The organism is Chryseobacterium sp. AG844, from assembly GCF_003182335.1.
Classification (GTDB): Bacteria; Bacteroidota; Bacteroidia; order Flavobacteriales; family Weeksellaceae; genus Chryseobacterium; species Chryseobacterium cupriresistens.
Genome location: NZ_QGTV01000013.1, coordinates 84,307 through 104,961 on the forward strand (window position 1 = coordinate 84,307; position 20,655 = coordinate 104,961).

Below are 20,655 nucleotides of genomic sequence, written 5' to 3' on the forward strand. Positions count from 1 at the left end.
ATTTTATCCTAAATCACCTGACTACTGAGATACTAATAGCTTCTCTTCTTTTCATTGCCGGTATCATTATACATTATTGTCATTATATTTTGGTAATAGATAACGTTTCCAAAATTTAACCGAAAATTAAGCAGTAAAAACCTATCTCTTTAGTAAAATACCGGCTTCGACAGGCTCAGCCTGACAACGCTTAAAAATTTCAGTTGGTATTCGGATTGTCACCCTGAGCCTGTCGAAGGGCTATTAATAAGAAAACCTTTGTTACTCATTAATCCCAGTATTAACTATACGGACAACTCAATAAACCCATTCCTTAGTCTACAAATTCGGTATACTTTTTGCTGTAAATATTTCGTAACCAAACAAATACATTTATGGATAAAAAATTACTATCGGTATGTCTGTTCATGACATTATTATTCTTTTTTTCATGTGAAAAAGAAAACACACAGATGAAAAGTGGAATTTCCATTGAAACCATTTCAATTATAACCTGCGTTACTATGGGCTTTGCTATTTTGCTGGCGTATAGTTTTAAACGAAGATAACAATCCGGAATTTAAATACTAAGCACCTCTCAGTTTTTTGGGAGGTGATTTTGTTTTAATTAAAAAGAATTTGGTACAAATCTTCAGCTCCACATATTAATATCACTACAATTTTTTATCTTTACTCATCATAAACCTTCAAATAAGCTTAAAAACCACAAATGGAACAAAAGATACATCAGGGAAGAAACGTAAAGAGATTCAGAGAAATGCTGGGCATCAAACAGGAAGCTTTGGCGCTGGATTTAGGGGATGACTGGAACCAGAAGAAAATTTCCTTATTGGAACAGAAAGAAACCATTGAAGATCCGCTTCTTCAAAAGATTTCTGAGGTTTTAAAAATTCCTGTGGAAGCATTTCAAAATTTTGATGAAGAACAGGCTATCAATATTATTGCAAGCAACTTCCATGATAACGCGACAGGGGTAATTGTCAATAATTACAATCCTATTGATAAAATCATCCAACTTCATGAAGAAAAAATTGCACTTTATGAAAGAGTGCTGAAAGAAAAGGATGATATGATGACCAGGCTTGAAGGACTGATTAAAAGCAAATAAAAATCATTGAGATTGCTTCGCTACGCTCGCAATGACAATGGTCGTACAAGGCTCGTAATTTGTCGGAAAAACACATCGTTTAAGCTTCGCTGAGTGGAACGCCTTTGCGAACATTGAAACAATTAATTATCGAAAAATCCTCGCGACATTTGCGTTAAAGAGATTGCTTCGCTACGCTCGCAATGACTATAAAAACAAAAATCCCTCTCATTACTGAAAGGGATTTTTTTTATCGTTAAAAAACTGAGATTACATATAAGCTTCAATCGGCTCACAAGTACATACCAGGTTTCTGTCTCCGTAAGCTTCATCTACTCTTGATACAGAAGCGAAGAATTTGTGGTCTCTTACCCACTCTAGAGGATAAGCTGCCTTTTCTCTGCTGTATGGTTTATCCCATGAATCTGAGATCACCAGTTGTTCTGTGTGAGGAGCATTTTTCAATACGTTGTTTGTTGCATCTGCTTCTCCATTAGCAATTTCATCAATTTCTTTTTTGATGGAGATCAATGCTTCTGCAAAACGATCGATTTCAGCCTTGCTTTCAGATTCTGTAGGCTCAATCATTAAAGTACCTGCAACCGGGAAAGAAACGGTAGGAGCATGGAAACCATAATCCATCAATCTCTTCGCCACATCAGCTACTTCAATTCCTAAAGACTTGAACTGACGGAAATCTACGATACATTCGTGAGCTACTCTTCCGTTTTCGTTTGAATATAAGATTGGGAAATGCTCTGCTAAAATTTCTTTCAGGTAGTTAGCATTCATAATGGCATGTCCTGTAGCCTTTTTAAGACCTTCAGTTCCTAACATTTTGATATAAGCATAAGAGATGTTCAGGATCAATCCTGAGCCGTAAGGTGCTGCAGAAATACCGTCAATTGCTTCTTTAGAACCAATTCTGATATTTGCATTGGAAGGAAGGAAAGGTACTAAGTGTTTAGCAACACAGATCGGACCTACTCCAGGACCTCCGCCTCCGTGAGGAATTGCGAAAGTTTTGTGAAGGTTAAGGTGGCAAACGTCTGCTCCGATATTTCCAGGACTTGTAAATCCTACCTGAGCGTTCATGTTTGCACCATCCATATATACTTGTCCTCCGTGCTCATGGATAAGGTTGGTAATTTCTTTAATGTTGGCATCAAAGAATCCATAAGTAGAAGGATAAGTGATCATTACAGCTGATAAGTTGGCTGAATGAAGTTCTGTTTTAGCTTTAAGATCTTCGAAGTCGATTTCCCCGTTTTCAAGGTTTTTCACGACTACGATTTTCATTCCTGCCATAGCAGCAGAAGCCGGGTTGGTACCGTGTGCAGACTGAGGGATCAATACTACATTTCTGTGGTGGTCACCTCTTGAGATATGATATTGTCTGATCACCATTAATCCTGCGTATTCTCCCTGAGCTCCGGAGTTTGGCTGAAGAGAAGTTCCTGCAAAACCTGTAATTTCTGCTAAATCTTTCTCCAGTTCACGGATCATTTCCTGATATCCTTCAGCCTGGTTTACAGGTACAAATGGATGAACTGCTCCCCAGTTTTCCCATGAAAGTGGTAACATCTGAGTAGCTGCGTTAAGTTTCATGGTACAAGATCCTAAAGAAATCATTGAATGAGTCAATGATAGGTCTTTTCTCTCAAGACGCTTGATGTAACGCATCAATTCTGTTTCCGTGTGGTATTTGTTGAATACTGATTCTGTAAGAATTTCGTCTTTTCTTAAGTTTTCTTCAGGAATACTGTATCCTTCTTTTATTTCTAATTTGAAAGTCTGCTTGTCTTTGAACTGGGCGAAAGAAGCCATCAGATAGTTTAATTTCTCTAATGTTGTACTTTCGTTGATCGCAATACTTACTACACCTTCTGTGAAATAGTTTAAGTTTAATCTGTGATCAAGCATTAGTCTTACCAGTCTTGCTTTCTCATCTTCAGCCATAGTGATTTTCACAGTATCGAAGATTGGCTCTTCCACTACCTGATATCCTAATGCTTTAAGACCTCCTTTTAAAGCATTGGCTTTAAAGTGAATCTGATCAGCGATATAGTTTAATCCTTTTGGTCCGTGGTAAACCGCATACATACCTGCCATTACAGCCAAAAGAACCTGAGCCGTACAGATGTTTGAAGTGGCTTTCTCTCTTTTGATGTGCTGCTCTCTGGTCTGTAATGCCATTCTTAATGCACGTTTTCCGTACATATCCTGAGAAACCCCAATGATTCTTCCCGGAATATCTCTTTTATAATCTTCTCTACAAGCGAAGAAAGCTGCGTGAGGACCTCCGTACCCTAATGGAATACCAAATCTCTGCGTAGTTCCTACGGCACAGTCAGCACCCATTTCTGCAGGAGACTTTAGCTTAACCAAAGCCATCGGATCACAAGCAACCGCTACCTGAAGATCAAGTTTTTTATATTCTACAATATCTTCTGTATAGTCTAAAACGATTCCGTTTTTACCAGGATATTGTAATAAAACACCATAATAAGAACCATCAAACTGGTGTGTTTTATGATCTCCTACTACAATCTCAATTTCTAACCCTTCAGCTTTTGTTTTTAATACAGAAATGGTTTGTGGAAGAACAAGGTCAGAAATGAAGAACTTGTTAGCTCCGGCTTTTTTCTGGTCTTTAGATCTGTTGTTGAAGAACATATGCATTGCTTCAGCAGCAGCAGTAGATTCATCCAATAAAGATGCATTTGCCAATGCAAAACCTGTAAGATCGCATACTACAGTCTGGAAATTAAGAAGAGCTTCAAGTCTTCCCTGTGCAATTTCTGCCTGATATGGAGTATACGCAGTATACCAGCTAGGGTTTTCAAAAATATTTCTCTGGATTGCTGAAGGCAAAAGGGTATTGTGGTATCCGAATCCGATATAACTTGTATAATCAGTATTTTTAGATGCCAATTCTTTTGAGTGGTTCAACATTTCGTATTCAGAAAGTGGTTCCGAGATCTCAAGATCTTTCTCTAAACGGATAGAAGAAGGGATGGTCTGAGAAATTAACTCTTCAATACTAGAAACGCCAAGTTTCTCCAACATCGCCTGTTTATCGGCTTCATTAAGGGAAATGTGACGGCTCACAAACTGTTCTGTATTCATTTTTATTTATTAGATTTTGTTTGTAAAAAGATGGGTAAAATTACAATTTTTTGAATGATTTCACAAGAGTACCAGAGAGGTGATAATTCACACATCTATTTGTGATTTTTATCACAATTTGCATTTCGTAAATTATGATAAGGTTAGCATTAATTTCATCAATAATAACCATTATTCTATACATAATACACAAGGAAAACTATCAATTTCTATATAATTAAGTTCTTTGCGTATTATTAAATTAGTGTATATCATCAATAAATTTCACCCTTATTATTGAATCTATTAAACGAATTTTTTTAAAAATATAATGTGTTCAACATCTATTTTTATTCTTATACTGAAAGCTTCTGTCATTCAAATTTACTTCCATTAAAACTCTTTTAAATTAATTTGAAACTGCTATTCATCAGGTTGTAAGAATTTTATAAAATTTTATTAATTATATTTATTCTAAATTAATATATTTGCAACATGAATATGATTATCCCATTTAAAGTTCCGCCATTGGCACCTTACTCATTCAATACCGAAGAGATGTTCTGTGAAAAGAAATCATGCTGTAAAAAATTCAAGAAGGGAAAAAGATGTAAAAAATGCCCGGGAAGAAAGAAAATGGCATAAACGCAATTAGCTGAAGTTTTTTATCAGCATATAGATCGCAATTGCCAGAATAATAATTCCCCAGATCAGCATCATTATCTTAGGCTGACCTGACTTGTTTATTCTTGTTGCAGGCTGCGGCTTAAACATTTCTTCCACCGAACTTTTGAACTTTTCAGAATCGTTTTCAAAAACTTCTGTGATGGTAATTCCCTGAACAACCGTTTTGTGCAAAAGAGAATTGGTTGCATGCAGCAGAAGCTGGAATTTTCCGTCTTTAAATTCTGTGATCTTGAAGATCCTCTCTCCATACGGCTTTTCTAATCCGAAAGGCAATACTTTCACCACATCGGCATTACTCGTCTGCCAGTTGATGATAATCTCCTCTCCTTTTTTCGCATGAATTTTATTCGCTGTAAAAGTTTTGATGGCTGGCGGAATATTATACCTGAAACTTCGCTGATGGTTTTCTAAATTCTGATCATAAGTACGTCTCAGCGCGCGATCACTTAAGGTTTCATAAGCCTCCTGAATCTCACGGAAACGGTCCGCAAAAAAGTCATCATTGTCATTTTTATCGGGATGATATTTTAAGGACAGTTTACGATAGGCTTTTTTGACGTCTTCTTCTGAAGCATCCTGTGATATACCGAGAAAATAATAGTAATCTTTCATTGAGCAATACAAAAATAAGGATTTATTTTTCTTTGCGTTTGATGTTTACGGTAAAATTTTGTTGGGAGTATAGATCAAAAAGTCATTGCGAACTGCATGTGAAGCAATCTCAACATAGCTTATAATCCGTTGGTTGGAAAAACGCAAGGGCGCAAAGTTTTTTATAGCTGTCTGCATATTTTTAAGGCGCAAAGATTTTATCTCCGATAAAACTGTACTTCTCAACAAATACATGAATTGAATGAGTTCAACAGCCCCTTTGTCATTCCGAGCAAAGCAAGGAATCTCTACTTCATATTAAAGGTGTTTCCCGCAGATCTCGCAGATTACGCAGATCATTTCGTAGTAAATTCAATCATAAGAACTGAACAGTAATAGACCGACCGCAATTACTTACGGGAAATCCAATCCTTAGTGGGAGCAATCCACTCATTGAGTGCTTTGAAAAGAAAGCCATGATTCAATCCCGTATTAAGTTCTATTTCTTTAAAATCTTTTAGGTGGGATCTGACGAACCGCTGTTCATACGACATTGGCACATGTCCGTCATCTGATCTCTCCGTAATGGAAAGAATCCTTCCATACAATCTGAAGTTTGTATCTTTTTCCAAAGAATCATTTTTAAAACTGGCTCCGATGAAGACAAACTTCAATTGCGGATTCTTTTCGTAATAAGAGACATATTGTGCAATATATCCTCCCTGCGAAGTTCCCACAACGGTAATCCTTCCGGCAGGAATACCCTTTTTCATCAGGCTGTCAATCTGCTTTTTTACTTTTTCAGCATACGCTGACGGATCTGTGTTCGCTTTTCTTTTCTCAGAAATAACAGTCGTATTTTTATCCTTTAGCTTATTGAGTATTGTCTCATATTCTGCAACACCATATTTCGGATGTTTTTCCTCAAAAGAATGGTCTTCCAAAAATTTATTATGTAAAAAGAAAATATATTGTTTTTGTTGTGACTTTTGGCCATATATGATGATTGAGAAAAACGAAAATAGCACAAAGAAAATATTCTTACACTTCAACATAACCGGAAATATCATTTAGTAATAGCAAATATAGCGTTAAAAAGTCTTCACAGGAAAGCACTTTAAATAAAATTCCGGCTCGGGAAGCTTCGCTTCCCGAGCCGGAATGTAACAATTTCAATTTAGTTTTTACTTTTCTTATGCTTCGCAGGTATTATCCTTTTTGCAGCATTTTGAACGGAATTCTTTTTTGAATTTCCCTTTCAGTTCCTGATAGTCTTCCTCATTCATTTCTCTGATCTTATCTGCCAGTCCGAAAGGTGACTTTTCTTTGATTCCATACTCATCAAAAATACCTTTGATAAATCTTCTTCTTTGTATTGCTTTTTTAGCGATTAAGGCTACACCTGCAACAGCTAATGCTCCAAGAGCCCCTTTTAATGCTGAATTTTTCATTTTTTCAAAATTTTAAATTTTACTACTTCTTGTTTTTTATAGAGACGAATGAATGCTGATTTTTACTTTACTACTTCTTTAAAAATTTCAGATTATTCGTTATTTCTGTTGAAGAATCCACCGGAGCATTTATTTCTCCAGACTTCTTTAAATTTCTCTCTTTCTTCAGGAGATAAGCCTGCCATTTTTTCTCTCATCTTTCTTTCCTTGAAATCTCTCACCCCTTTGCCAAAGTGGAAACCTCCGAAAAGAATTTTGCTTAAGATCAGTATTCCCATGGCCTGCCAGAAAGTAATTGTTTTTGCTCCTAAAATCTCCGGAAGAAGGCAGTTCCAAAGCATCATGACAATCCATGTAACGGCAGCTAAAATTAATGGCGGGCATAGCAATAAAAAAATCCAACCCTTTTTGTGTTTATGATTCATAATTTCTTTTTCTAACTTTTTAAATCTTCGTATAATTTTCTCAATCTGTTTCTTAAGTGCTTCACAGCATAGTTTTTTCTGCTGATGATGGTTTTGATGTTTTCTCCCTGTTCATCGGCGATCTCCTGGAGGGTTTTGTCGTTCAGTTCATTTTCTACGTAGACCAGCCTTTGTTTTTCGGGAAGTTCATCAAGCGCCTCAAACAGTTTTTTCCAGATCTCATCCTGAAACATCTTCACTTCAGGACCGGCACTTTCATCCATCAAAAGGATATCCTTGATAGAAAAACTGCCGTCTTCATCTTCATATACGAAATCTTCAAGATTTTCTGTTTTCTTTTTCCGGTAACGGTCTGTGATCTTATTCGCCGTCACCCTGTACAGCCAGCCCCCAACGTTTACGATCTCAGAAAGATTCGTAAGGCTACTGAACTGATACCACACTTCCTGCAGAATATCTTCCGCATCCTCCGTGTTTTTCACTTTCGGACGAATATAAGACATCAGCTTCCCTCCGTAGTTCGAAACGGTTTGTGAGATGATGCTTTCTTTCTCCTTCTGTGGCATTGTTATTTTTTCGACAACCTCCATACTGATATGACGGTTAGCCTTTTGGTTTTACTTTAATAAATTTAAAATATTTTTCTTACAATTCAATTTTTCTTTTATTCATCATGTTTTTATCTTCTCAATTATTCCCGGATTACTCATTACTTATGTTTAAAGAAGCTTTTTCCCGCTATCCGCTCATACTCCTCACGCCAAATTACCCCACCCTCTTACCCTCCGGCTCTTCCACCCATGTTCCGGGGTAACCGCTGCTATCGGGGCTAAGTTGGTGAGTGATAATTGGTAATTGATGAATGATAATGATAAAATTGTAAAATAATATTTTTGTTGGAAAACGCAAGGGCACAAAGTTTTTATCGTTATAATGTATAATTGTAAGGCGCAAGAAAATCAGAGATTTTCAGCAAGCGATCTGTCTTATTATTTTCTAATCATGGGACTTCTCAAATCTATTTAGTCAACATAATCAGCTAAAAAACTAAAATAGGCAGTCTTCAATTTTATCGGAGATAAAATCCTTGCGCCTTAAAAATATACAGATTGTTGTGAAAATTTTTAGCGTCTTTGCGTTTTCCAACTCTACTACTTCTGGTTTTAATAAGATTGCTTCGCTTTGCTCGCAATGACTTTATGGTAAAAAGAAACGGAAGACCAAGCCTTCCGTTCCAAACATTATAAAATTATAGTTTACTTATTAAAATTTTCAGCAAAGAATCCCAACATCGATTTATAAAGTTCTATTCTGTTCGGCTCCTTTCCAAATCCGTGTCCTTCATCGTATTTTACCAGATAAGGAACTTCAAATCCTTTGGCACGCATTGCTTTTACAATCTGATCAGATTCATTGATGTTTACTCTTGGGTCATTAGCTCCCTGTACTACGAATAAAGGTTTCTTAATCTTATCAATCTGAAACACAGGAGATACCTCTTTAGCAATTTTAGCTTCCTCAGGATTATCAAGATCGTACCAGATCTGTTTTACCATTTCTTTGTAGGGTTTCCAGTATTCCGGGAAAGAATCAAAGAAAGTAAAGATATTGGATACTCCTACATAATCCACTCCACAAGCATATAAATCAGGAGTTTTGATCAATCCCATCAATGTTGCATATCCTCCGTGGCTTCCTCCGTAAATGGCCACTTTATCTTTATCTACCCATCCCTGTTCAATGGCGTATTTTACTCCGTCTTCCACATCATCCATTGCTTTTCTTCCAATTTGCTTGTAACCCGCTTTCTGGAATGATTTTCCATATCCGCCGGAGATTCTGAAGTTAACCTGAAGGGTTGCATAACCTCTGCTGGCAAACAATTGTGTTTCCGGATTGAATCCCCAGCTGTCTCTGATTCCCTGAGGGCCGCCGTGAGGATTTACGATCAAAGGAACTTTTTTACCTTCAAGAGCCGCTTTTGGCAATGTAATATATCCATGGATTGTCAACCCGTCTCTGCTTTTAAATTCGATAGGTCTCATTTCAGCCATGTCTTCTTCCTTCAGCTGTGGCATCAGGTTGTACAGAAGCTTGGTCTGCTTGGTTTTGGTGTCGTATTCATAATAGGTTCCATACAGCTTATCACTTCCTACAACAACCAGAAGTTTATCATTATTATCATCAGAAGAAACAATTCCAAATTCCTTATCTCCAAACTGAGATTTTAACTTATCATGTATTTCCTTATAGAATTTACTCACCGGAACCGTTTCTCCCTTGGTTCCTTCATAGCTGATATAATCAAGCTCATAGTTCCTGTTTTTACCCGCTGTGCTTATTGAGCTTACATCATATACAGAATTGGAATAAATTTCTTTAATCACCGCATTCTTTTTAAGATCATACAGTACAATTCTCGCTTTATCGCTATCCAGATTGGTTACGACATACGCTTCATCTTTATTTTTAGAATTTTCATTAAACTCTATAATACTGAAGGTATCAGACCAGTCTGCAGATTTAATCAGATTGAATTTTGCGGTCTGCAGATCTTTATAATAGGTTTTTGTGGTTAATCCGTTTTCAAGGACGCTATAACCTCTCAGATTTCCGTCTTTATCAAAAAGATAATCGTCAATAGGGCTGTTGACATCTTTATTTTCATACAGCTGGGTCATTTCCCCGGTAACGAAATTGATTTTAAAAGGCTCAAAGATCTGCTTGTTGTTTTTATTCATGGTAACCACAACAAAATCCGTATCTTTTATAGGAATAATGGCCTGCACTTTTACTCCGTCAAATGGTGTTAAATCCTTTTGATTTCCTCCGTCTGTATCGGTAGCATACAGGTGGATATTTTCATTTCCGCCTCTATCTTGTGTATAGAAAAGGCGTTTTTTGTTCAGCCAGCCATAGTTTCTTATCAGATCATCTTTTTCTACAATAGCTTTGGTAATTTTTCCGGTGCTAAGATCTTTTACATAAACATGATTTTTTTTCTCCTGATCTTTTTCTTTATAGGAAAGATATTTCCCATCAGGAGAGATTTTAAAGGCTGAAGCTTTTGGTCTTGCAAAGTAATCTTCAACTTTGTATTTAAAATCTCCTTTGTCGTAGGAAATAAGCTTTTCAAGATTAGCCTTGGAAGATGGCAAAGTAGGATCTCCCGGCAGTTTGGCAGTAGAACTCTGTGCGTTGGTCATAATGGTGGATAGTACAATAAGGGCTGTACCGAAAATGTTGTGATTTAGATTCATAACTTCTGTTTTAAAGGTTAAAGTTATATAGGCATTTCATTTTTAGAGTAATAAAAACTCATGCTTTTCTACAATAAGACTCTTTACACCTATAAAATGTTACATTTTTATCTCATTTAATTAAAAAAATCCCGATTATATAAAAAAGACAGCCTTTACAGACTGTCTTTTTTAGTGTAAATAAATTCCGAAATACCAGGTCCAGACGATCAGAATAATCTGCATGGGAATCCTTTGAGTATAAAGATATTTCATTCCCGGCCCTGTGTAATCGGCTTTAAAAATATTAATCTTTTTTCTGGAAGAATTGATATTGGCTATAAAAACCAATACATAGAAAATAATGAGTAAAATTGCTGTTATCTCACGGATGGCCGGAATCATAAGCCCGATTCCTGCTGCAATCTCCAGAACTCCTGTACAATATACCCAAAACATCCTGGCAGGGATAAAATCAGGGATCATCATCGCCATTCCTTTTTGAAATTTAAAATGGGAAAAACCTGTAAATAGGATGAAAACAGCCATTCCCAGATTCCCTGAAAATATATAATCCGGCTTCCCCTGAAACAAAAAAGTCCCCAGCAAAGCCAGAATAAATGTTGCGAAAAGTATTACAAGTAATTTCATTTATAGATGGTAGATATTAGGTGGCAGGTAGCAGTATTCAGGATAAGATACCAACTCTAAACATTAAACTTTAAACGTTGAACTTCTTTACACTGAGCCAAGGCTCACTCCTTCCGCAAGACTTTTCACCACCATCAATCCTTTTGTGAAGCCTGTATTCATATGATCCTGCCACTGTTTTTCTACCTGAACTTCGGCATGAAGTTTCGTTTTTCCGTCAAAGTCTATCAGAAAATACTTCTCAAAGCTCCCGTTCCACTCCATGACCTCTTTGCTTTGGGTATCTTCATGCCCCTCTTTATCTACCATTCCAAGATGTTTGAACACAATATGATTGGGCTCGTTCATGCTGTCTATGGTTGAAACCATTCCTTCCCCCTGTGCATTCAGGAAATAGGTTTTCCCTCCTACTTTCCAGTCGGATTTCATAACAGATCCTGCTCCGAAATACTTGGTCCATTCACTATATGTTTCAGGATTCCATAGGATGTCCCACACTTTCTGCATAGGCGCATCAATTACTGTTTCGTATGATAAGGTTTCCATTTTTTATTTTTTTTAGGGTGGTCATTGCGAACAAAGCGAAGTAATCTCAGAGCTCGCAGATTTTTCTTTAATTCTAACTCAATTATTTACAGCTGATTTTCTGAAAGATGTTTAACGAGTGACATCGCTTTTGGAAACTTCTCTTCAAAAAATTCTTTAAATTCTGCCGGTGTCTGAATTTCTGTTTTCAGTAAAGTGCCTTCTTCGTTCTCCTCAAGAAAGTAAGCCTCTGTAGCTTCTCCCCAGTCCTGAGGAACTTCAATGCCTTCATAAATTTCTCCAAGGTGCAAAAATTTTATTTCCTCGTTGGGAATCATTTTTTCCACCCTGCTGTACATTCCGTTGTTTTTCGGATCAAGAAATTTGACAATATTATTTTCTTCAAGCGTTCCTTCATAAAAAGAACCTTCTGTAAATGCTGTTGTCCATTGTCTGTAGGTAATATCACCCCAAAGGACACTCCATACTTTTTCAGGTTCAGCATTGATCTCTATTTCATATGATAATTTTTCCATATATTTTTTAAGGGATTAGGTGATGGATAATAGGTTGCAGGTGACTGCGTTGGTGGGTGAGTTTGAGAGTCAGAGAGTAAGAGTGTTATTGTGACCACTTCTAGCTTCTCATTCTATCCTCCGACAAAATCACCACCATTGATATGAATAATTTCTCCTGTAATATAACTTGCATCCTTTGAGGCAAGAAAAACATAAGCTGGTGCTACTTCAGAAGGTTGTCCCGCACGTTTCAGCGGAGTGTCTTTTCCAAAGGTGGAAAGGTCATCAAAAGCTTCTTTAACCAATGGAGTCCATATAGGTCCTGGTGCAATTCCGTTTACCAGAATTTCTTTTTCTGCAAGATTATCTGCCAGAGACCGGATAAAGGACAAAACAGCACCTTTTGTTGCCGCATAATCTAACAAGTGGTCACTTCCGCGGTATGCTGTAACAGAGGTTGTACAAATAATCCGTCCTCCTTTGGGTATCATCGGAAGAAAATTTCTGGTGAATGAAATCATGGAAATAATATTGGTATCAAACGTTTCCTGAATCTGTTCATCAGAGATTTTTTCCAGACTGCTTTTTGAAGTATGAATTCCTGCATTATTAACAAGAATATCAATATTCTTCCACTCTGTTTTAATCTTGTCTGCGCATTTGGTTCTGAATGCTTTCCGGGTAAGATCTCCTTTGATCAGAAGACACTTCTGCCCTTCTTTTTCCACCAGTCTTTTGGTTTCGTTAGCATCATCGTCACTTTCTTTATAGATAATGGCGACATCTGCTCCTTCTCTGGCAAAATGAACGGCCACCGCCTGTCCTATGCCGCTGTCTCCTCCGGAAATAACAGCTTTTTTACCCTGCAGCTTCCGGCTTCCCTGATAATCGTTCCTGATAATTTCCGGAAACACCCCGTCTTTAGGGACTTTTGACTTAGAGTCTGATTTGTTCTGTGTTTTCATATGCAAATCTTTTTTCTAAATCACATCAAACAATACGCCGAAAATATTTAAGAATTATAAGCGTCTTCCAGATCCTGAATAATAATTTTCTGCATTTTCATCATCGCCTGAACAACTTTATAGGCTTTTTCCTGGTTAGAATCATTCATCAGCTGGATGAGTCTCTTAGGAACAATCTGCCAGCTTAATCCGTATTTATCTTTCAGCCAGCCGCACATACTTTCTCTGCCACCGCCAGCAGTGAGTGTATTCCAATATTTGTCGGTTTGCTCCTGATCATCTGTCATTACCACTAATGATATTCCTTCATTGAAGTCAAACTGGTGATCATAGGAATTATCCATACAGAATACGCTGTAATTATCGATTGTAAAATGAGCATGCTGAACATTTTCTGCCGGTTCCGGAATGTTATGTCCTTCGCTCCCTGCTCCGTAGGTCAATATATTTCCGATGCTTGAATTGGGAAAAGTTTTCGTGTAAAGTTCCATTGCTTCTTTGGCTTTTCCGTTATTTCCATGGATAAACATCAAGGTAGGAATTATTTTCTGATCGCTTGCTTTTTCTCCCAGAAACAACTGCCATGTTACACCATATTTATCTTGAACCCATCCATATTTCGGGCTCCATGAGTAAGATCCCAGTTCCATCAAAGCTATTCCGCCATCCAGCAGATGATCCCAGTATTTTTGAACCTCATCTTCTGTTTCACAGATGACCATGAAAGAGATGGAAGCATTTTTTTTGAATTGAGGGCCTCCATTCAGAAGCATGATTCTTTGTCCAAACAAATCAATATTCATGACAACAGGAGTATCTGCAGTGATTTCGCCTCCAAAAACTTTACAATAAAATTCTGCTGACTGCTTAGCGTCTCCATCATACCAGAGACATGGGAAAATATCGTTATTCATAATTTTAATTTTTAATAAAGGTGGTGTAATTTAATTCTCTATACAGCAAAACAGATCTTATGCCTTTGCTTTTAAACGGTACCAATCCGTTTTACTGCAATGACACTACAAAATTTTTCAGTTGTATATATATTATGCTTCTTTAAAGCAGACCTGATTTTCTTTCATGTAATTCTTCAGTTTCATCATTGCATTTTTACCAAAACCATGCAGCTGCATGATTTCTTTTTCGGAGTAATCTGAAAGTTTTTCCAAAGAATTTATTTTTTCTTTTTCTAAGGCTCTTCTTGCCGGTATTGCAATAACTCCGTGAAGGAATTGCTCTGTAGAGTCATAATTAAAAGCATACATAGAGTTTAAACTCTTTGACATGATAACTAGATTGATCATGGCTACAAAAAAATATTGTTAATGATTCTCAACATATTTGTGGAAGTTGTTGAGAATAGCATACCAGCCATCCCGCTGCATTTCCACAGAATTTTGTTTTTCCGGATCGAAAATTTCAATCACCTTTGTTGTATTCTCATCTATTTTATCGAAAACAACTTCCACTTTTCGTCCGTCCTCCAGGTGATACTTAATGATCTCATGAGGAATTATTTCATCATATACGCCTTCAAAATCAAATCCGAAGCTTTTGTCTTTCGCTTCCATTCTGTTTTTGAATTTGCCTCCTACGACAAGGTTATTTTCAGAACTAGGACAGTGCCAGGTCTCGTGGGCGAAATTCCATTTCGTAATGTGCTTGGGTTCATTGAAATAATTCCAAACCTTCTCCACCGGTGCTAAAATTGTGATGTCTATTTTAATTGGATCCATAGTTCTATATTTTTAAAAGTTTAAATAAAGAGCTGCCCAAAAATGAGCATCTCTTTATTATCATTAGTTAAATATAAGATTATTTTGCAGATTCTTCGTTATAGTTCACCATCCAATGAACACCATACTTATCCTGAAAACATCCGAAGTAGTCTCCCCAGAACTGATCTTCAATTGGCATTTCCACGTTTCCGCCATCAGAAAGTTCTTTAAAAATCCTGTCTGCTTCGCTTTTTGAATCAGGGAAAATAGACACATAATTATTATTTCCTACGGTAAGAGTCTGCCCGAATGCCGGTACAATATCGGATGCCATTAACAGGTCTCCGCCTACAGGCAGAGCGATGTGCATTACCCTGTTTTTTTCTTCTTCTGACAGATTTTCGGTACCGGGAGCATTGCCCATTTTATGAATTCCACCAACGAATTCACCACCGAAAACACTTTTGTAAAAATTGAACGCTTCTTCAGCTGTTCCATCAAAATTCAGATACGGATTTAACTTAGCCATGATTTTTAATTTTAAAGTTATTATTATAAAATATTGTTTCTACTGTTGATCCATTAAGGATTAATTAATTTACTATGAATAAAAAACGCTTAATGGTTTAAAAATTTTTCTACTTCTCTGACGGTAAAGTCTATTAAGTTGGTATCAATACTTCCATCAAAATCCGGCATCATATAAGTACCATGAGTTGCGGGAAGTATCAGTAACCGGGAGCCTTTCACCAACCGCCACATTTCGGTAGTATGTTCCGGCTTCATCACATCCTGATCGCCGCTGATAAATAATGCAGGTGATTTGATCGACCTCAGCACTTCATCATTCCAGTCCTGAAAAGTCTGCATCCTTGTACAATCTTTCTCAAAAAGGTTTTCAAGCTTTGAAAAATCAGGATTGAGGCTTAAGAAATTAATTTTAAAGGGTTCCGGCATTGAGTCAAAAGTTGCTTCCTGCATTCCTTCAAAAAAACCGTCTATCATTCCGCTTCTTTTGTAGAAAGCTGAGGCAACAACCAGTTTTTCAACAATGCCCGGATGTCGGTGGCCAATCTGCATCACCGTACTTCCTCCATTACTGAATCCCCAGAATGAAGCTTTTTCAATGTTGAGTTCTGCCAAAAGTCCTGCAACATCGTCTGCGTCCTGCTCAAAGGTTTCCGGCATATCGCGGTGCTCACTTCTGCCATGATTTTGTAAATCGATTCCTATCAGCTGGAATTTACCTTCAAGCCTTGCGATGACTTCTTTAAAATCATAAAGTATAGAAGAGCCTCCGCCATGAATTAAAACCACGGGTTTTCCCGATCCGTAGATTTCATAGTACAATTGGATTCCGTTGACTTTTTTATAGCCTTTTTCTACTGGATTCATTATTAATATTTAATATTTTCGTCCACATCATATTTCATTCCCGGGTAATCCAAAATTCTGCGCATGAGACCTATCTGCCCGCAGAGATAGTCTTCACGGCCGATGCACATTCCGACAAAATTTAGTTTTGTTTCTTTAATGAAAGGGATGTTCATTCCTATTTCAAATATTTCATCCAGCTCTTCATCGGTTACTTCCTGAAGTTTTTGAAAGACTTTGGCTGAAATTGTATGAAAGTTTTCTTTCAGTTCAGCAAGGGTTGGATATTTAAAACTTTCATCCAGTGCTTTTCCCTGGAAAAACAAATCATTGCAAGGGTCTTCTCCGTGAAGCCCAAGTACTGAACCTAATCCGTAGCGCATGTTGACAAAGTTTCCTGCCATCCATACGATATGATTGGTTTTATTTTCAATTCTTTTCAAGGCGTCTTCTTCCGAAATGCCGTCCAAAACGTTCATAAAGCTTTGGGAATGCATTCTGTAAGCCGGAATAACGAGCTCCATTTTTTTTGCTTTTGGTGTGTTCATTTTTAATCAGAGATTAGAAGTTAGAAATTATAGGTTAGTAGGTTGGAGAAACGCAAAGGCGCTAAGAATTTTACAAACTATGCTTTTTTAAGTCGCAAGGATTTTATCTGCGATAAAATTGTACTTTTCTAAAAATAGTCTGGAAACTTTGACGGTTCACTTGTCATTCCGAGCAGAGCAAGAATTTATTTTATTGCACCCGGTTTTCCTAAAATTCTACGGAGGTAACCCAGCTGCCCGCTGTGATAGATTTCATGAAGGCTTAAGGTTGATATATCTTTAACCATTTCAGGTTTAAAACTCTCAAGCGTGCTGAGCTTTGCTTCCAGCTTATCCTGGGATTGTTTTAAATAGGATTTTAATTCTTCAAAACTGATCAATTCATCTTTCCTGTCCAGAGGAATTTCTCCTCTGTTATAAAAGGAAAATTTTTCATTGTCCCAGACAGATTCTTCTCCTAAAATATTCAGTAATGGATTTCTGATGTAAATTAAATGTCCAAGAATCCAGTTCATACAATTGGCTTCACCATTGGGAAAAATCATAGATTCTTCATGGGTAATACCATCGATATTCATCGTAATCACAAAATAGTTATTGGTTACCTGATTTTTTATGATTTCTATATCGTTTGATTGTGTTTCCATATGATATATTTTGTGGTGTTATGGATTATTCTGCAGGGATCTGAGAGGCATCACCATGCACAACTTCCCACTGATGGCCGTTGATATCAGCAAAACTGCTTTGATACATCCATCCGTAATCTACAGGCTCACTGTATTTTGACCCTCCGTTTTCAATGGCTGTTTTTACCATACCGTCTACTTCTTCCCGGCTGTTGACTCCGATAGCAAGAAGTACCTGAGTAGTATCTCCTTTCGCAAAAGGTCTGTTGGTAAAGGTTTGGAAAAATTCTTCTTTAAGAAACATAGTGTAGATATGATTTTCTTTCATGACTACGCATATTGCTTTCTCATCTGAAAACTGTTCATTAATAGAAAAGCCAAGCTTCGTCCAGAATTCTCTGGTTTTTTGAACGTCTTTTACATGTAAATTGACGTAAATATCGGTAATATTCATTTTGTAAATTTTAGTGGTGATTGTTATCCAAAATTACCGGGATTCGGTAAGAATGCGCTTGCCATAGGGCAAGATTTATTTTTTATTTGGATTAATTTATTCAGCAGGCATTTGAGACATATCTGCAAAAGTAATATTCCAGCCATGCCCATCCGGATCCCAGAAGGAGTTCTGATACATCCATCCGTAATCCTGAGGTTCTTCATGCTGCCGTGCACCGTTCTCTACAGCAGTGTTTACTATTTTATCTACTTCTTCACGGCTGTTCAAACCTACCGCTACAAGAACCTGACTGATATTTTCTTTGGCAACAGGTTTATTGGTGAAGGTCATAAAATAATCTTCCTGGAGAAACATCACATAGATGGTATCATTCAAAACAACGCAGGTTGCTTTATCATCAGAGAATTGTTCATTGATAGAAAAACCTACCTTAGTCCAGAATTCTTTGGTTTTCTGTACATCTTTTACCGGAAGGTTGACATAAATTTGATTGACTTTCATTTTTCGTAATTTTAGTGTTAATCTGTAATCCAAAATTACCGAGGTGCAATGAAAATCTACTTGTCATACGGCAAGATTTAATTTTTCTTGGGATGAGAAACGATTTCCTTACGGATACGACTGAGAGAAGTGTCTGTAACTCCAAGATAGGAAGCAATTTGTTTCAAGGGTGCCCATTGTACGACTTTAGATTTCTGCTCCAGCAGATTCAGGTATCTTCTGGTGGCAGAAAGGGTAAACATTTCTACAGATCTTTGTTTGTAAGCAAAAAGTTCCTGAGACATCCATGATCTTCCCCATTCCCTGAGGTTTGGGATTTTATGGAACAACTCCTGGAATGTATCATAATCCAGCCTCCAGCACTCGCAGTCTGTGATACAAACGATATTTTCCTGAGAGGGAACCCGCTGAAACATTGACAACACCTCAATGATAACTTCATTTTCTACAAAAAAGTGGGTGGTTACTTCATTTCCGTTGAAATCATTCACATAGGAACGCGCCAATCCGCTTTCAAGAATATAATATTCATTGGCCGTTTTTCCTTCCTCAAGAATGAAATCACCTTTCTGGAAAGATTTTTTTTCATGAGCCTGAAATATTTCAGAAAGCTCTTCGGGGAAAAAGAAAGGGAAATCATAGCAGATTTCTAGGGCTTTATTGGTCATTGGTGTCAATTTTTTTAAGTCTTTAAAAGTAAAATTTTTAATTGAATTAAAAGCAAGAAACATTAAACAAAGAATGTAACACCTTTATAAAAAGCCATGTACTACACTATAACAAATATTATTTTAAAACCTACGATGTTAAACAGCCATTTAAACCACCCCGTCAAAAATTCTTTGAATTTTCGCCACCCCTCCGGAGGATGGGAATGACTATCTGCCGATATAGTAATTATAAGTTTTTTACAGGAAATATTTTTTAAAACAGGGAAAGCTGTATTGATTTGGGAGCATTGGGTTTCTGGGCATCGCCAAATACCGTTTTTCCGCCAAAACGCCAGGAATTCTGTCTTTCTTCTTCAATCACCTGCTGAATATCAAAATCCGGAGTGAAATCTTTTTCTGCTTTTGCTATGATCTGATGAAGTTTATTTAAAGAATTCAGCTTATCAGAATTTCCAAGTTTGGATTTTTCAATCCCTTTTCTCAGAATGCTGATACTTTCGTCATACGTATTGATCGGCACCGGGAAAGGGTGTCCGTCTTTACCACCATGAGCAAAGGAAAACCTTGCCGGATCTGCAAATCTTGACGGCGCTCCGTGAATTACTTCACTGACCAGAGCCAATGACTGCATGGTTCTTGGCCCTACTCCTTCCAGCATCAGCAGGTCTTCAAAATTCTGAGGCTGCTGTTCTCTGGTAACATACAGCAGTGCTCCGAGACGTTTCAGATCAACATCAGAAGCCTGCACATCATGATGGGCAGGAAGAATCAGTCTTGCAAAATCTTTCATCACTTCTGCAGAATCGGTGTGGGAAATATCCAGAATTCCTTTCCTGTTCTCTGAGGCTTCAGTATCGGTAAGGTTAAGAATTCTTCCTCTTGAAATCCCATTGATTCCTGTGTGGGGCTGTTCTACAAAAGAGGTAATGTTTTCCGAGTGCCAGTGATAACGTCTTGCTGTTCCGTCTGATTCATGCATTCCCTGCTGAATGACGCTCCAGTTTCCATTGTCTGAAAGAATGAAATTGTGCAGATACAACTGATAGCCATCCTGAATAGCCGTATTATCTACTTTTGCAGAAAGCTTGCTGGCTCTTACCAGTTCTGTTCCGTTCAATCCGGTTTTATCTGCAATTTTAATGAGCTCTGATGGAGTTTCGCGGGAAAATTTCCCTTTTCCGCCACAGATATAAAGTCCCAGCGATTGAGAATTTGGGTTAACAGAACGTTTTAAAGCTCCCATAACGGAAGTGGTAATCCCTGAAGAATGCCAATCCATTCCCATCACCGCTCCAAAGCTCTGGAACCAGAATGGATCTGCCAGACGGCGTAAGACCTCGTCTTTACCGTAATCCATGAGAATGACTTCAATAATCGAAAGCCCCAGAACAGACATGCGTTCATACAGCCATGGCGGTACTTTGCCATAGTGAAGAGGTAAATCTGCTGTTCCTGATCGTTTCATTCTAAGATTAAAGTGTAAAGGTAAGTTTTATTCACCTTATTATTT

The 20,655-nt window shown here is 37.4% G+C and carries 24 protein-coding genes; 2 read left to right on the top strand and 22 right to left on the bottom strand.

All coding sequences use genetic code 11. The features are described from left to right. Positions 1-709: 709 nt before the first annotated feature. The gene (locus DEU40_RS13905) at positions 710-1,108 is read left to right on the top strand and encodes a helix-turn-helix domain-containing protein (RefSeq protein ID WP_110010379.1); all 399 of its coding nucleotides are present in this window, start codon (positions 710-712) and stop codon (positions 1,106-1,108) included. 249 nt (positions 1,109-1,357) lie between these two features. Here DEU40_RS13905 and gcvP read toward each other — a convergent pair whose 3' ends face one another. Beyond that, on the bottom strand, positions 1,358-4,216 hold the full coding sequence (gene gcvP / locus DEU40_RS13910) for an aminomethyl-transferring glycine dehydrogenase (RefSeq protein ID WP_110010380.1): 2,859 nt from the start codon (positions 4,214-4,216) through the stop codon (positions 1,358-1,360). 474 nt (positions 4,217-4,690) lie between these two features. Here gcvP and DEU40_RS22470 point away from each other — a divergent pair, with 474 nt between their 5' ends. After that, the gene (locus DEU40_RS22470; protein WP_171006367.1) at positions 4,691-4,840 is read left to right on the top strand and encodes a hypothetical protein; all 150 of its coding nucleotides are present in this window, start codon (positions 4,691-4,693) and stop codon (positions 4,838-4,840) included. A gap of 6 nt (positions 4,841-4,846) precedes the next feature. On the opposite strand, the gene DEU40_RS13915 is transcribed toward DEU40_RS22470, so the two are convergent. From DEU40_RS13915 to DEU40_RS14015, 21 genes are all read right to left on the bottom strand, one after another. After that, positions 4,847-5,494, bottom strand: coding sequence for a J domain-containing protein (locus tag DEU40_RS13915; protein WP_110010381.1), 648 nt, complete (start codon positions 5,492-5,494; stop codon positions 4,847-4,849). A 389-nt stretch (positions 5,495-5,883) separates the two neighbouring features. After that, positions 5,884-6,417, bottom strand: coding sequence for an alpha/beta hydrolase (locus DEU40_RS13920; RefSeq protein ID WP_181397970.1), 534 nt, complete (start codon positions 6,415-6,417; stop codon positions 5,884-5,886). A 249-nt stretch (positions 6,418-6,666) separates the two neighbouring features. After that, on the bottom strand, positions 6,667-6,924 hold the full coding sequence (locus DEU40_RS13925; protein ID WP_110010383.1) for a hypothetical protein: 258 nt from the start codon (positions 6,922-6,924) through the stop codon (positions 6,667-6,669). A gap of 92 nt (positions 6,925-7,016) precedes the next feature. Continuing rightward, entirely contained in the window at positions 7,017-7,349 is a 333-nt protein-coding gene (locus DEU40_RS13930) for a hypothetical protein (RefSeq protein WP_047433535.1), read from the bottom strand. An 11-nt stretch (positions 7,350-7,360) separates the two neighbouring features. Continuing rightward, complete coding sequence (locus tag DEU40_RS13935; protein WP_228406519.1) at positions 7,361-7,915, bottom strand: RNA polymerase sigma factor; 555 nt, start codon at positions 7,913-7,915, stop codon at positions 7,361-7,363. A gap of 690 nt (positions 7,916-8,605) precedes the next feature. Next, complete coding sequence (locus DEU40_RS13940) at positions 8,606-10,609, bottom strand: alpha/beta hydrolase family protein (RefSeq protein ID WP_110010384.1); 2,004 nt, start codon at positions 10,607-10,609, stop codon at positions 8,606-8,608. A gap of 171 nt (positions 10,610-10,780) precedes the next feature. Next, the gene (locus DEU40_RS13945) at positions 10,781-11,239 is read right to left on the bottom strand and encodes a DoxX family protein (RefSeq protein WP_110010385.1); all 459 of its coding nucleotides are present in this window, start codon (positions 11,237-11,239) and stop codon (positions 10,781-10,783) included. Between the two features lie 87 nt (positions 11,240-11,326). Continuing rightward, the gene (locus tag DEU40_RS13950; protein ID WP_110010386.1) at positions 11,327-11,785 is read right to left on the bottom strand and encodes an SRPBCC family protein; all 459 of its coding nucleotides are present in this window, start codon (positions 11,783-11,785) and stop codon (positions 11,327-11,329) included. 86 nt (positions 11,786-11,871) lie between these two features. Then, positions 11,872-12,300: a hypothetical protein gene (locus DEU40_RS13955; RefSeq protein ID WP_062675262.1), complete on the bottom strand. Its 429-nt coding sequence runs from the start codon at positions 12,298-12,300 to the stop codon at positions 11,872-11,874. Between the two features lie 113 nt (positions 12,301-12,413). Further along, entirely contained in the window at positions 12,414-13,247 is an 834-nt protein-coding gene (locus DEU40_RS13960) for an SDR family oxidoreductase (RefSeq protein WP_110010387.1), read from the bottom strand. A 47-nt stretch (positions 13,248-13,294) separates the two neighbouring features. Next, positions 13,295-14,161, bottom strand: a complete 867-nt coding sequence (locus DEU40_RS13965) for a VOC family protein (protein ID WP_110010388.1) — start codon at positions 14,159-14,161, stop codon at positions 13,295-13,297. 132 nt (positions 14,162-14,293) lie between these two features. Continuing rightward, the gene (locus DEU40_RS13970; RefSeq protein WP_227942545.1) at positions 14,294-14,533 is read right to left on the bottom strand and encodes a hypothetical protein; all 240 of its coding nucleotides are present in this window, start codon (positions 14,531-14,533) and stop codon (positions 14,294-14,296) included. 36 nt (positions 14,534-14,569) lie between these two features. Beyond that, a complete protein-coding gene (locus tag DEU40_RS13975; RefSeq protein ID WP_110010389.1) occupies positions 14,570-14,983 on the bottom strand; it encodes an SRPBCC family protein in 414 nt (137 codons plus the stop codon). 79 nt (positions 14,984-15,062) lie between these two features. Beyond that, positions 15,063-15,494 carry a VOC family protein gene (locus tag DEU40_RS13980; RefSeq protein ID WP_062675266.1) on the bottom strand — a complete coding sequence of 144 codons (432 nt, stop codon included), beginning with the start codon at positions 15,492-15,494 and terminating at the stop codon, positions 15,063-15,065. Positions 15,495-15,583: 89 nt separating this feature from the next. Next, on the bottom strand, positions 15,584-16,360 hold the full coding sequence (locus DEU40_RS13985) for an alpha/beta fold hydrolase (protein ID WP_110010390.1): 777 nt from the start codon (positions 16,358-16,360) through the stop codon (positions 15,584-15,586). Between the two features lie 2 nt (positions 16,361-16,362). Then, entirely contained in the window at positions 16,363-16,887 is a 525-nt protein-coding gene (locus DEU40_RS13990) for a hypothetical protein (protein WP_110010391.1), read from the bottom strand. A 185-nt stretch (positions 16,888-17,072) separates the two neighbouring features. Further along, the gene (locus tag DEU40_RS13995; RefSeq protein ID WP_110010392.1) at positions 17,073-17,534 is read right to left on the bottom strand and encodes a hypothetical protein; all 462 of its coding nucleotides are present in this window, start codon (positions 17,532-17,534) and stop codon (positions 17,073-17,075) included. A gap of 25 nt (positions 17,535-17,559) precedes the next feature. Continuing rightward, on the bottom strand, positions 17,560-17,970 hold the full coding sequence (locus DEU40_RS14000) for a VOC family protein (protein WP_110010393.1): 411 nt from the start codon (positions 17,968-17,970) through the stop codon (positions 17,560-17,562). A 96-nt stretch (positions 17,971-18,066) separates the two neighbouring features. Beyond that, positions 18,067-18,474: a VOC family protein gene (locus DEU40_RS14005; protein WP_110010394.1), complete on the bottom strand. Its 408-nt coding sequence runs from the start codon at positions 18,472-18,474 to the stop codon at positions 18,067-18,069. A gap of 77 nt (positions 18,475-18,551) precedes the next feature. Further along, complete coding sequence (locus tag DEU40_RS14010) at positions 18,552-19,142, bottom strand: Crp/Fnr family transcriptional regulator (protein ID WP_110010430.1); 591 nt, start codon at positions 19,140-19,142, stop codon at positions 18,552-18,554. Positions 19,143-19,398: 256 nt separating this feature from the next. Further along, positions 19,399-20,610 carry a DUF763 domain-containing protein gene (locus DEU40_RS14015; RefSeq protein WP_110010395.1) on the bottom strand — a complete coding sequence of 404 codons (1,212 nt, stop codon included), beginning with the start codon at positions 20,608-20,610 and terminating at the stop codon, positions 19,399-19,401. Between the last annotated feature and the right edge of the window lie 45 nt (positions 20,611-20,655).